The following is a 12738-nucleotide window of genomic DNA, read 5'->3' on the forward strand; positions in this document are numbered from 1 at the left end:
TGAGCGAATGTTAATCCAGAAGGCAAAAAAAATGCCACGGGATAAGCCCGGATAAGGCTCATCCCGTGGCGCTGGCGCCGGGTGCGGGGCTTCAGCGTGCGCCGGTGATGTATTGCTCCATCTGTTCGATGATGAATTGCTGGTGCGAGATCACGCTCTTGACCAGATCGCCGATGGACACCAGCCCGATCAGCCGGCCGCCCTCCACCACGGGCAGGTGGCGCAGGCGGTTTTCGGTCATCAGGGCCATGCACTGCTCCGTGCTGTGCGTGGGATGCACGAAGCGCACCGCGTGCGTCATCACCTCGCGCACCGGCGTGTCTCCCGAGGCACGGCCGTGCAGCACCACTTTGCGCGCGTAGTCGCGTTCGGTGAAGATGCCCACGATGTCGCCGCCCTCCATGACCATCAGCGCGCCGATGCCCTTGTCGGCCATGCGCTGCAGGGCCGTCAGCACGGTGTCGGACGGCGCCACGCTGTGCACCTGGGTGTCGGGTTTGGACTTGAGGATTTCGGCGACGGTTGTCATGGCAGCCTCCCAGGCGTAGTGGATGTATGGGCGCAGTGTCCGCCGAATCCGGGGCCGGGCGCAACCACAGTGCCCCGTGGCCACACGTTGTTACGAAAAACGGCCGCGGCGCCCGCCACACCTGCGCAGGCAGCTACTAATACAGGAGCATCCAGGCAGCTCAGCGGCGCCCGCCCAGCAGACTGCCGCCCAGCTTGAGGAGATCGCCCAGGTCCACGCGGCCGTTGCCGTCCTGGTCCAGCACCTGCGACAGCAGGTCGCCCGCAGGGGATCCGCTGCTGCGCGCACGGGCCTGTTCCTGCCCCAGCAGGCTGCCCAGGTCGCCCGCGCCCATGCCGCCGGCGCGCACGCGCTGCGCCAGGAAGGCCATGACGATGGGCGCCAGCAGGCCCAGCAGCTTGCCGGCCCCCTCGCCCAGGCCCGTGGCCTGGCCCAGCTGCGCCTCGGCCTGCGGGCGCTTGCCGCCCAGGATGTGGCCCAGGATGGCTGCGCCGTCGCCCCCCAGGCCTGCGCCGCCACCGCCACCGCCACCGCCACCGCCACCGCCACCGCCGCCGCCCAGCACCGAACCCAGCAGGCCGCCCAGGTCCAGGCCCCCGGCGGCGGGCTGCATGTGGTCGCGCTGCAGGGCGCCCAGCAGCGCCTGTGCGCCCTGGGGCTGCTCGGCGTTGCGGCCCATGGAGCCCAGCAGCAATGGCACGGCCATGGCGGCGGCGCTCTGCGCCTGTTCGGCGCCTATGCCCAACTGGGCGGCGATCTGCGCCAGGGGCGCACCCTGCAGTTGCTGCAGCAGCTGGTCGGCTAGCGGTTCGGAGGAAGAGGGGTTCATGGCGATGCCTTTCGGTGGTCCGGCCCGGCCGCAGTCAGCGCAGGCCCGAAAGGCCGATGGTAGGGCGCCGCGCCGCCCGCCTGCGCCCAGACGGCCACGGGGACACCAATGTTGACGATGGGCGGATGGATGGCGCTCCTGAAAGAAGAGCTGCCAGCGCTTTTCCCATAAGGGCTGGAGGCCTATTTGGCCGGTATTTCGCGGACGGCACGGCGCAGCGCCACGGCGTCCACCCTGGGAGCGGCGGCGCTGTCTTCCAGGCGGAACACCTGCACCGCCTCGGTCACGGTCTGGGCCTGCAGCTGCACTTGGCCCGCCAGCTCGGCACTGCGCTCGACCAGCGCGGCGTTGTGCTGGGTGATGGTGTCCAGCTGGGCCACCGCGGCGTTGATCTGCGAGATGCCGGCCAGCTGCTCGCTGGAGGCACCATCGATCTGCCCGATCAGCGTGCCCACCCGCTGCACCAGGGCCAGCGACTCCTGCATCGCCTGGCCGGCGCTGTCGCTGCGCCGCTGGCCTTCACCCACCTGGGCGACGGCGGCGTCGATCAGGGTGTGGATCTCGCGCGCCGCCTGCTGCGTGCGCTGCGACAGGGCTCGCACCTCGCCGGCCACCACGGCGAAGCCCCGCCCATGCTCGCCGGCACGGGCGGACTCCACCGCCGCGTTCAGCGCCAGGATGTTGGTCTGGAAGGCAATGCCATCGATCAGCTGGGTGATCTCGGCGATACGCCGCGAGGCCTGGTCGATCTGCTGCATGGTGTCGGCCACGCCGCCCACCGCCTGGCTGCTGCGCCCGGCCGCCGCCGTGGCGTGCGCGGCCAGGGCCGCCGCCTGGTGCGCGGCCTCGGCGGTGTGGCGTACCGTGCCGGTCATCTGCTCCATCGAGGCGGCCGTCTGCTGCAGGCTGCTGGCCTGGCTCTCCGTGCGCGCGGACAGGTCCTTGTTGCCCTGGGCGATGTGCCCGGCGGCCTGGCGCATCTTCTCGCTTTCCTGGCGCGCGTCGCGCACGATGGACAGCAGGTTCACGTTCAGCTGCTTCAGCGCCTTTTGCAGCTCGCCCACCAGATCGGCGCGTGTCTGCGCCGGCGGGTGCCCCAGGTCGCCGCCGGCCATGCGGTTGGCCGCCACCACCAACTGCGCCAGCGGCGCCACCACGGCGCGGCGCGCATAACCCAGCGCCAGCAGGGTCGCCGCGGCGCTCGCGGCCCAGGCCAGCAGCCGCATGGCCCAGCCCTGCCCGGCCGACAGAGCGCCAGCAGCCAGCCCCGCAAGCGCCACCGCCGCGAAGGCCAGGGCAAGGCGCCCGGTAAGCCCGGGCGCCAACCCGCGGCGCAGTCGCCCGGCCAGGGTATTGCGCTGCAGCCGGCCCTGGCGGAAGACGTGCACCAGGCGCCCGGCCTGGCGCTCGGCGCGCATGCGCGCATACAGCGCCTGCGCGGCGCGCACCTGGGCGTCGGCGGCCTCGGTGCGCACCGACATGTAGCCCACCGGCCGGCCCGCCTCCATGAGCGGCGTGACGTTGGCCATGACCCAGTAGTAGCTGCCGTCCTTGCGCCGGTTCTTGATGGGGGCCGACCAGGGCAGGCCACCCTGGATGGTGCGCCACATGTCCTCATAGGCCTGCTCGGGCATGTCGGGGTGGCGGATCATGTTGTGCGGCTGGCCCAGCAGCTCTTCGCGGGTGTAGCCGCTGACCTCGATGAACATCGGATTGCAGTACAGGATGCGACCCTTGAGATCGGTGGTGGACACCAGGGTCTGCCCAGGGGGAAACGGGTACTGGATATCGTGGACGGGCAGGTTGACGCGCATGGTGGCTCTTCGGTCAGAGAGGGCGGATGGCAGCGTATCCGCACTTTCCCGTCGCGTCGGCTGAGGCCGGCTGAAGGTTTTCCCACTTGCATGAATGGACAACACATGCTTACACCTGGGCATGCCGCGCCCTGCTAGGGAGCTGTCATGTAAAGAAGCATGAAGATCACTACCATCTGCATCGGTGTGCGGTGCCAGCATGCGAAAGTACGGGGCTGTGAGCCCCGTGCGGCCCCTGTCCTCCCCTTCGTTTTTTCGACGCCCCGCTCTTTCTTTTTTGAGAGCGCGGCCGTCCCGCCCTTGCGCTTGAGCTTCCATGACCACAGCGATCCGTGACCGCCTCCCTCCCCCTTCGGCCAACGGCTCGGCCCGGGCGCCGGCCATCGCAGCGCGCAGGGCAGGCGTGGCGCTGGCCTTGGCGGCGGCACTGCTTGGCTGCGGCGGTGGCGGCGGCAGCAATGGCGCGGCCCAGCCGGCCGCCCAGTTGCCCGAGGTCGGCGTGATCACCCTGCAGCCCGAGCGTCAGGTGGTGACCAACGAACTGCCCGGGCGCACCAGCGCCTGGCTGGCCGCCGAAATCCGCCCGCAGGTCGGTGGCATCGTGCAAAAGCGCCTTTTCACCGAAGGTGCGCAGGTCCAGGCAGGCCAGGTGCTGTATCAGCTTGACGCGGCCAGCTTCGAGGTCGCACTGTCCGCCGCCCGTGCCCAGCTGGAGCGCGCCCGCGCCAACCTGGGCACGGCCCAGACCAACGCCCGGCGCAACGCCGAGCTGGTGAAGATCGACGCCATCAGCCGGCAGGCCTATGACGACAGCCAGGCCGCGGTCACGCAGGCGCAGTCCGACGTGGCGGTGGCGCAGGCGGCCGTGCAGGCCGCGCAGATCAACCTGGGCTACACCCGCATCAAGTCGCCCATCGCCGGGCGCACCAGCACCTCCACCGTCACGCCCGGCGCCCTGGTCACGGCCAACCAGGCGGCGGCGCTGACCACCGTGACCCAGATCGATCCGCTGTACGTGGACGTGACGCAGTCCAGCACCGAGCTGCTGCGCCTGAAGAACGACCTGGCCAGCGGCCGCATCCAGCGCGCCGAGGGCGGCAAGAACGGCGAGGCGCGCGTGACGCTGCTGCTGGACGACGGCAGCCCCTACCCGCACGCCGGGCGGCTGCAGTTCAGCGGCGTGCAGGTCAACCCGGGCACCGGTGCCATCTTGCTGCGCGCCGTGGTGCCCAACCCCGACGGCGTGCTGATGCCTGGCATGTACGTGCGCGCCGTGCTGGAGGCCGGCGTGAACGAGCAGGCGCTGCTGGCGCCCCAGCAGTCCGTGCGGCGCGACCCGGCGGGCAACGCCAGCGTGCTGGTCGTGACGCCCGAGGACAAGGTGGAGACGCGGCGCATCGTCACCGGCGCGGCCGTGGGCAGCCGCTGGGAGGTGCTGTCCGGCCTGGCCGCCGGCGAGCGCGTGCTGGTGGACGGCGCGCAGCGCGTGCGCCCGGGCGACAGCGTCAAGCCCGTGCCCTGGGTGCCGCGCGCCGCGCCCGCGCCCGCGTCCGCCGCCCCGGCCGCCGCCGCTGCTTCCGCCGCCTCCACCGCCGGCTGATCCGCCATGGCCCAGTTCTTCATCAACCGCCCCGTCTTCGCGTGGGTGCTGGCCATCGTCATCATGCTGGCCGGCGCGCTGTCGATCTTCACGCTGCCGCTGGAGATGTACCCGGACATCGCCCCGCCGCGCGTGACCATCAACACCACCTACACCGGTGCCTCGGCCGAGACGGTGGAAAACTCGGTTACCCAGGTCATCGAACAGCAGCTCAAGGGCCTGGACAACCTGCTGTACATGCAGTCCACCAGCGACTCGGCCGGCCGCTCGCGCACCACGCTGACCTTCGCGCCCGGCGCCAACATCGACGTGGCCCAGGTGCAGGCGCAAAACAAGCTGCAGGGCGCCGTCAACCGCCTGCCCGAGGCGGTGAAAAGCCGCGGCGTGTTCGTGAACAAAGGCGGGCAGGACTACCTGGTCACCTACGTCTTCACCTCGCCCGATCCGCACGTATCGCAGGTGACCATCGGCGACTACCTGACCAGCAACGTGGTGGACGTGATTGCCCGCGTGGACGGCGTGGGCGACGTGACGGTGTTCGGCACCAACTACGCCATGCGCATCTGGATGGACCCGGCGCTGATGGAGAAGTACGCCCTGGTGCCCTCCGACCTGGTGGCGGCGCTGAACACGCAGAACGTGCAGGTCTCGGCCGGCCAGCTGGGCGCCCTGCCGGCCGTGCCGGGCCAGATGCTCAACGCCACGGTGACGGCGCGCTCCAAGCTGCAAACCGTGCAGGAGTTCCAGGACATCGTGCTCAAGGCGCAGAGCGACGGCTCGGTGGTCACCATGGCCGACGTGGCGCGCGTGGCGCTGGAGGCGGACAACCTCACCGTGCGCTCCATCCTGAACGGCCAGCCCGGCGCCGGCCTGGGGATCGTGCTGGCCGACGGCGCCAACGCCATGGCCGTGGCCGACGCGGTGGCGGCAAAGATTGCCGAGCTGGCGCCCTACTTCCCGGACGGCATCACCGGCTTCGTCAGCTCCGACACCACGCCCTTCGTGCGCGCCTCGCTGCACGAGGTGGTCAAGACCCTGGCCGAGGCCATGGTGCTGGTCACGCTGGTGATGTTTTTGTTCCTGCAGAACTTCCGCGCCACGCTGATCCCGGCCATCGCCGTGCCGGTGGTGCTGCTGGGCACGCTGGGCGTGCTCTCGGCCATGGGCTACTCCATCAACATGCTCACCATGTTCGCCCTGGTGCTGGCGATCGGCCTGCTGGTGGACGACGCCATCGTGGTGGTGGAGAACGTCGAGCGCGTGATGAGCGAGGAAGGCCTGCCCGCCAAGGAGGCCACGCGCAAGTCCATGGCCGAGATCACGCCAGCCCTGGTGGGCATCGGCCTCACGCTGTCGGCGGTGTTCGTGCCCATGGCTTTCTTCGCCGGATCGGTGGGCGTCATCTACCGCCAGTTCTCGGTGACCATCGTGGCGGCCATGGCGCTGTCGGTGCTGGTGGCGCTGACGCTGACGCCGGCGCTGTGCGCCTCGCTGCTGAGGCCCGTGGCCCACGGCCAGCACGGGCGCACGCCGCGTCCCGGCCCGCTGGGGCTGGTGGACCGCTTCTTCAACGGCTTCAACCGCCACTTCGACCGCAACGCCACACGCTACCAGGGCAGCGTGGGCCGGCTGCTGCGCCGCACCGGGCGCATGGCGGTGCTGTTCGGCGTGGTGCTGGCGGCGGTGGCCTTCATGTTCCGCACCCTGCCCACGTCCTTCCTGCCCAACGAGGACCAGGGCTTCGTGCGGGTCAACGTCACGCTGCCGTCCGGAGCGACCGACGCGCGCCTGGCCGACGTCATGGACCAGGTGCGGCTGTACTTCAAGGACCAGCCCGAGGTGTTCAGCACCAACGCCATCCTGGGCTTCAACGGCAACCAGAGCTCGGGCAGCATGTTCGTGCGCCTGACCTCGTGGGACGAGCGCCCGCTGCCGCACCAATCCGCCGAGGCCATCGCGCGCCAGGCCAACCGGGAGCTGGCCAGCATCCGCGACGCGCGCATCTTCGTCACGCTGCCGCCGCCGGTGCGCGGCCTGGGTTCCAGCGCCGGCATCAACTTCGTGCTGAAGGATCTGAACGGCCTGGGCCACGAGGCACTGATGAAGGCCAGGGACGACCTGATCGCCGCCGCGCGCGAGGTGCCGCAGCTGACCAACATGCGCACTACGGGCTTCGACGACACGTCTGAGCTGAAGGTCGAGGTGGACGACCGCAAGGCCGCCGCCCTGGGCGTGTCCACCGGCGACATCAACAGCGTGCTGTCCGCCGCGCTGGGCGGCAGCTACGTCAACGACTTCATCCACCAGGGCCGCGTCAAGCGCGTGTACATCCAGGGCGACGCGCCGTACCGCATGCTGCCCCAGGACATCGGTCAGTGGGCGGTGCGCAACAAGACCGGCGAGATGGTGCGTTTCGCCTCCTTCGCCACCACGCACTGGACCAGCGGCTCGCCCCAGCTCATGCGCTACAACGGCAGCCCGGCGCTGGAGATGGAGGCAGGCACCGCCCCTGGCGCCAGCTCCGGCGACGCCATGGCCGCCGTCGAGGCCATCATGGCCAAGATGCCACCTGGCATCGGCTTCGAGTGGACGGGTGCGTCGCTGCAGGAGCGCCAGTCCGGCTCGCAGGCGCCCCTGCTGTACGCTGTGTCCATCCTGTTCGTGTTCCTGTGCCTGGCCGCGCTGTACGAGAGCTGGAGCGTGCCGGTGTCGGTCATGCTGGCCGTGCCGCTGGGCGTGATCGGCGCATTGATCGCCACCTACACCCGCGGCATGGCCAACGACGTGTACTTCCAGGTGGGCCTGCTGACCACCGTGGGCCTGGCCTCCAAGAACGCCATCCTGATCGTCGAATTCGCCGTGCAGCTGCAAGAGCGCGGCCTGGGCCTGATCGATGCCACGGTGCAGGCCGTGCGCCTGCGCCTGCGGCCCATTTTGATGACCTCGCTGGCCTTCGGCTTCGGCGTGCTGCCGCTGGCCATCGGCACCGGCGCGGGCGCGGGCGGGCGCCAGGCCATCGGCACCGCCGTGCTGGGCGGCATGGTGTTTTCCACGCTGCTGGGCATCTTCTTCGTGCCGGTGTTCTTCCTGGTGGTGCGCCGGCTGTTCAGCCGCCGCGCGAGCGCCTCTGCCACGGAGGCCCACACCGCCACGCCATGACGACGATAACGACGACGATCCCGATGCTTCGCCCGCTTTTTCTCGCGCGCGCCCCGCTGGCCGCCGCGCCGCTGCTGCTGCTCAGCGCCTGCATGTCGCTGGCGCCGCCGCACGAGCTGCCGGCGCCGCCCGTGCCGGCTACGCTGGATGCCCCCGCGCCCGCAGAGGCCGCGCTGGCTCCTGAGCCCACCGGCCCCGCCTTCGTGCTGGACGCGCGTCTGCGCACGCTGCTGGGCATGGCGCTGGCGGACAACCGCGATCTGCGCGTCGCCGTGCTGGCCGTGGAGCGCGCCCGTGCGCAGTACGGCATCGCCCAGGCCGACCGCCTGCCCACGGTGACTGCCACGGGCAACGCCGCCCGCACCCGCACGGCCGACGACCTGACCACCGCCGGGCGCGGCAACGTCGCCGGCCAGTACAGCGCCAGCGTGGGCCTGGCGGCCTATGAGATCGACTTCTGGGGCCGCGTGCGCAACCTGAACGAGGCGGCGCTGCAGGAGTTCCTGCGCAGCCAGGACAGCCGCGACAGCGCACGCATCGCCATCGCCTCGGACGTCATGCTAGCCTGGCTGAACCTGGACGCCGATGCACGCCGCCTGCTGCTGGCACGCGCCACGCTGCGCGCGCGCCAGCAGCAGTTCGCGCTGACGCAGCGCACGCACGCGCTGGGCGCAGCCTCGGGCCTGACCCTGGCGCAGGTGCAGACCACGGTGGATGGCGCACGCGCCGACGTCGCCGCCTACCAGGCGCAGGTGGCGCGCGGGCGCAATGCCCTGGCGCTGCTGGTGGGCAGCGCAGTGCCGATCAACCTGCTTCCGCCCAACGTCGAGCCAGCGGTGCGCGAGCCCGCCGCGGCGCAGCCGCAGCCCCAGGGAACGGCGCCCGCAGGGGAGCCGCGCACCGCCGAGCCGCCAGCCACCGCCACCGCCCTGCCCTCCATCGCGCCCGGCCTGCCCTCCAGCGTGCTGCTGCGGCGGCCCGATGTGCGCGCGGCCGAGCGCTCGCTGGCGGCGGCCAGCGCCCAGATCGGCGTGGCGCGCGCGGCGTTCTTTCCGTCCATCAGCCTGACGGCCAGCGTGGGCACGGCCAGCAACGAGCTGTCCGGCCTGTTCGGCGCCGGCAACGGCACCTGGAGCTTCGCCCCGCAGATTCGCCTGCCCATCTTCGACGCCGGGCGCAACCGCGCCAACCTGCGCGTGGCCGAGGTGGCGCGCGAGACGGCCATCGCCCAGTACGAGCGCGCCATCCAGGCGGCGTTCCGCGACGTGGCGGACGCGCTGGCCGACCGGGCCACGCTCACCGAGCGGCTGGACGCCCAGCGCTCGCTGGTGGACGCCACCCAGCGCACGCTGGAGCTGTCGCAGGCGCGCTTTCGCCTCGGGGCCGACAGCTACCTGGCGGTGCTGGACGCCGAGCGCTCGCTGTACACCGCGCAGCAGGCGCTCATCGCACTGCAGCTGGCCGAGCAGGCCAACCGCGTGCAGCTGTACAAGGCGCTGGGCGGGCAGTGGCAAGGGGTCGCCACGCAGTAGCCCCGCCGGCGCGCCGGCCCGCGCGGCGCGCCTTTTGAAATGCAGCTTGCGCGCATCGGCGCCTGCCGCCGTGCGCGCACCGCAGCAGGCGCCAGCGCACGTGCTTGGGCGCCGGTGTGCACCATTGCAGTGCACCATGCACTGCCGACCTCACTATATTTTTCATAGCTGCTCGCGCTTGCTGTACAAGCGCTGCAGCCCTTTTTGCCTTGAATTTTCCGCGCTGGCACAGCCGTTGCAATAACAGGTTGGCAACCGGCGCGGCAGGCGCCGGCCCGATCCGCGACATGGGGCTACGCCCCTGGGAGATGCAAGGTGAAAAGAAACCGGCTGGTCATGGTGGGCAACGGCATGGCGGGGGTGCGCACGATCGAGGAGCTGCTCAAGGTCGCTCCCGATCTGTACGACATCACCATCTTCGGTGCCGAGCCGCACCCCAACTACAACCGCATCCTGCTGTCGCCGGTGCTGGCGGGCGAGCAGCAGCTGCCCGAGATCGTGCTCAACGACTGGGATTGGTACGAGCAGCACGGCATCACCCTGCATGCCGGCTGCACCGTGACACACGTGGACCGGCAGCGCCGCCTGGTACAGGCCACCCGCGCCAACGGACAGACCATCAGCGCGCCCTACGACCGCCTGGTGCTGGCCACCGGCTCCGTGCCCTTCATGCTGCCCATCCCGGGGGCGCAGCTGGACGGCGTGCTGGCGTACCGCGACATCGCCGACACGCAGGCCATGATCGACGCCGCCGCACACCAGCGGCACGCCGTGGTCATCGGCGGCGGCCTGCTCGGGCTGGAGGCGGCCAACGGCCTGATGCGGCGCGGCATGCAGGTCACCGTGGTGCATGCCGGCGAGTGGCTGATGGAGCGCCAGCTCGATGCCACGGCCGGCCGCATGCTGCAGGCCAGCCTGGCCGCGCGCGGCATGCGCTTTTTGATGCAGGCGCGCACCCAGGCGCTGCTGGACGACGGTGCCGGCCGCGTGTGCGCCGTGCGCTTCGAAGACGGCAGCGAGGTGCCCGCCGAGCTGGTGGTCATGTGCGTGGGCATTCGCCCCAACACGCAGCTGGCCGAGCGCATGCGCCTGCACGTGGACCGCGGCATCGTCGTGAACGACACGCTGCAGACCACCACCGACGCGCGCATCTACGCTGTGGGCGAGTGCGTGGCCCACCGGGGCGTGGCCTATGGCCTGGTGGCGCCGCTGTTCGAGCAGGGGCGGGTGGCGGCCAACCATCTGGCGGAGCTGGGCATCGGCCGCTACACGGGATCGCAGACCTCCACCAAGCTCAAGGTGACGGGCATCGATCTGTTTTCCGCCGGCGACTTCCAGGGCGGCGAGGGCACGGAGAGCCTGGTGCTGAGCGACCCCGGCAGCGGTCTGTACAAGAAGCTGGTGCTCAAGGACGGCAAGCTGGTGGGCGCCTGCCTGTATGGCAACGCGGTGGATGGCGGCTGGTACTTCCGGCTGCTGTGTGAAGGCAGGCCGGTGGGCGACATCCGCAACGCGCTGCTCTTTGGCCAAAGCAACATCGGCGAGGGCGGCCACGCCGGTCAGAGCCACGCCGCCAGCCTGCCGGACGACGCCGAGATCTGCGGCTGCAACGGCGTGACCAAGGGCACGATCTGCCGGGCCATCCGCGACAAGGGCCTGTTCACGCTGCAGGAGGTGCGTCGGCACACCAAGGCCAGCGCCAGCTGCGGCTCGTGCACCGGGCTGGTGCAGCAGATCCTGGTGGCCACGGTGGGTGGCGACCACTCGACCACACCCGCCGCGCAGCCGCTGTGCAACTGCACGCAGCACGGGCACCAGGCCGTGAGGGGAGCCATCCGCACGCACCGGCTGCTGAGCAAGGAAGAGGTCTTCGCCTTTCTCGAATGGAGCACCCCCGACGGCTGCCCCACCTGCCGCCCGGCCATCAACTACTACCTGATCAGCACCTGGCCCAAAGAGGCGCGGGACGACCCGCAAAGCCGCGCCATCAACGAGCGCAGCCACGCCAACATCCAAAAGGACGGCAGCTACAGCGTGGTGCCGCGCATGTGGGGCGGCGAGACCAGCGCGGCCGAGCTGCGCCGCATCGCGGACGTGGTGGACAAGTACCGCATCCCGGCCGTGAAGGTCACGGGCGGCCAGCGCATCGACCTGCTGGGCGTGAAGAAGGAGGACCTGCAGGCCGTGTGGCGCGACATCGGCATGCCCAGCGGCCACGCCTACGCCAAGGGCCTGCGCACGGTGAAGACCTGCGTGGGCAGCGAGTGGTGCCGCTTCGGCACGCAGGACAGCAGCCAGCTGGGCCGCGACCTGGAGCGCGCGCTGTGGCGCATGTACGCGCCGCACAAGGTCAAGCTGGCCGTCAGCGGCTGCCCGCGCAACTGCGCGGAAAGCGGCATCAAGGACGTGGGCGTGATCGGCGTGGACTCGGGCTGGGAGATCCACATCGCCGGCAACGGGGGCATCAAGACCGAGGTGGCGCACTTCTTCACCAAGGTCAAGACCGCGCAAGAGGTGCTGGAGGTCGCCGGCGCCTTCCTGCAGCTGTACCGCGAGGAAGGCTGGTACCTGGAGCGCACCACGCACTACGTGGCACGCGTGGGCCTGGAGCACGTCAAGCGCCAGGTGCTGCAGGACGCGGCGCACCGCCAGGCGCTGTGGCAGCGCCTGCAATTCGCGCTCGATGGCGAGCCCGACCCCTGGTTCGAAGGCGAGCAGGCCCAGGTGGACGCGCGCCAGTTCATCCCCATCGCCGTGGCCTGAAGGCCGGATTTCTTTCAATCAAAAACGCCTCCAGCGCATACCCACCAAGCGCTGGCAGCTACTGAAAGCATAGCAATGACGCACTGGACCTACATCTGCCGGATCGAGGACATCCCCCGCCAGGGCGCGCGCCGCGTGGCCCGGCCGCTGGGGCTGGAGGTAGCGCTGTTTCGCACCGCGGAGGACCGCATCTACGCCCTGCTGGACTGGAGCCCGTACCGGGGCGGCCCCCTGTCGCAGGGCCTGGTGTTCGGCACGGCCGTGGCCTGCCCGCTGCACGGCTGGACCATCGGCCTGGCCGACGGCCAGGCCCAGGCGCCCGACGAGGGCAGCACGCCGTGCTTTCGCGTGCGCACCGACGAGGACGGCGCCGTGCACCTGGATGCGCAGGAGCTGGCGCACCACGCCCTGGAGCCCAGGCGAGAGCGCGCCGGCCCGGCGTTGCGCGCCACCGCGGCGGCGGCGCTGACCGCGGCGGGCGCCGGCGCGCCCACCCTGTCGGCCTGAGCCGG

Annotated in this window: 8 protein-coding genes; 5 read left to right on the plus strand and 3 right to left on the minus strand. The window is 70.8% G+C overall.

Annotated features, from left to right (window positions below):
* Positions 1-91: 91 nt before the first annotated feature.
* The 3 genes from RT282_RS10800 to RT282_RS10810 all read right to left on the minus strand — a co-directional run bounded on the left by RT282_RS10800 (position 92) and on the right by RT282_RS10810 (position 3172).
* Entirely contained in the window at positions 92-529 is a 438-nt protein-coding gene (locus RT282_RS10800) for a CBS domain-containing protein (RefSeq protein WP_312302714.1), read from the minus strand.
* Between the two features lie 160 nt (positions 530-689).
* Entirely contained in the window at positions 690-1358 is a 669-nt protein-coding gene (locus tag RT282_RS10805; RefSeq protein ID WP_313313863.1) for a DUF937 domain-containing protein, read from the minus strand.
* 182 nt (positions 1359-1540) lie between these two features.
* The gene (locus RT282_RS10810; RefSeq protein WP_313313865.1) at positions 1541-3172 is read right to left on the minus strand and encodes a methyl-accepting chemotaxis protein; all 1632 of its coding nucleotides are present in this window, start codon (positions 3170-3172) and stop codon (positions 1541-1543) included.
* A gap of 316 nt (positions 3173-3488) precedes the next feature.
* Between RT282_RS10810 and RT282_RS10815 the strand changes: the two genes are divergently transcribed.
* The 5 genes from RT282_RS10815 (at position 3489) to nirD (ending at position 12733) form a co-directional block, all read left to right on the plus strand.
* Positions 3489-4772, plus strand: a complete 1284-nt coding sequence (locus tag RT282_RS10815; protein ID WP_313313867.1) for an efflux RND transporter periplasmic adaptor subunit — start codon at positions 3489-3491, stop codon at positions 4770-4772.
* Between the two features lie 6 nt (positions 4773-4778).
* The gene (locus RT282_RS10820; protein WP_313313868.1) at positions 4779-7931 is read left to right on the plus strand and encodes an efflux RND transporter permease subunit; all 3153 of its coding nucleotides are present in this window, start codon (positions 4779-4781) and stop codon (positions 7929-7931) included.
* Positions 7928-9463, plus strand: a complete 1536-nt coding sequence (locus tag RT282_RS10825) for an efflux transporter outer membrane subunit (RefSeq protein WP_313313871.1) — start codon at positions 7928-7930, stop codon at positions 9461-9463. The genes RT282_RS10820 and RT282_RS10825 overlap by 4 nt, the downstream gene beginning before the upstream one ends.
* A gap of 336 nt (positions 9464-9799) precedes the next feature.
* Entirely contained in the window at positions 9800-12226 is a 2427-nt protein-coding gene (gene nirB, locus RT282_RS10830; protein ID WP_313314055.1) for a nitrite reductase large subunit NirB, read from the plus strand.
* Positions 12227-12301: 75 nt separating this feature from the next.
* A complete protein-coding gene (gene nirD, locus RT282_RS10835) occupies positions 12302-12733 on the plus strand; it encodes a nitrite reductase small subunit NirD (RefSeq protein WP_312302727.1) in 432 nt (143 codons plus the stop codon).
* The last annotated feature ends 5 nt before the right edge of the window (positions 12734-12738 follow it).

Origin of the sequence: Pulveribacter sp., from assembly GCF_032079985.1 — a bacterium.
Taxonomy (GTDB): domain Bacteria; phylum Pseudomonadota; class Gammaproteobacteria; order Burkholderiales; family Burkholderiaceae_C; genus Melaminivora.

Excerpts from the sequence above, each read along its gene's own strand:
- RT282_RS10825 (WP_313313871.1), top strand. The coding sequence starts at position 7,928 with ATGACGACGATAACGACGACGATCCCGATGCTTCGCCCGCTTTTTCTC.
- RT282_RS10810 (WP_313313865.1), bottom strand. The coding sequence starts at position 3,172 with ATGCGCGTCAACCTGCCCGTCCACGATATCCAGTACCCGTTTCCCCCT.
- RT282_RS10800 (WP_312302714.1), bottom strand. The coding sequence starts at position 529 with ATGACAACCGTCGCCGAAATCCTCAAGTCCAAACCCGACACCCAGGTG.
- RT282_RS10805 (WP_313313863.1), bottom strand. The coding sequence starts at position 1,358 with ATGAACCCCTCTTCCTCCGAACCGCTAGCCGACCAGCTGCTGCAGCAA.
- nirD (WP_312302727.1), top strand. The coding sequence starts at position 12,302 with ATGACGCACTGGACCTACATCTGCCGGATCGAGGACATCCCCCGCCAG.
- RT282_RS10820 (WP_313313868.1), top strand. The coding sequence starts at position 4,779 with ATGGCCCAGTTCTTCATCAACCGCCCCGTCTTCGCGTGGGTGCTGGCC.
- nirB (WP_313314055.1), top strand. The coding sequence starts at position 9,800 with ATGGTGGGCAACGGCATGGCGGGGGTGCGCACGATCGAGGAGCTGCTC.
- RT282_RS10815 (WP_313313867.1), top strand. The coding sequence starts at position 3,489 with ATGACCACAGCGATCCGTGACCGCCTCCCTCCCCCTTCGGCCAACGGC.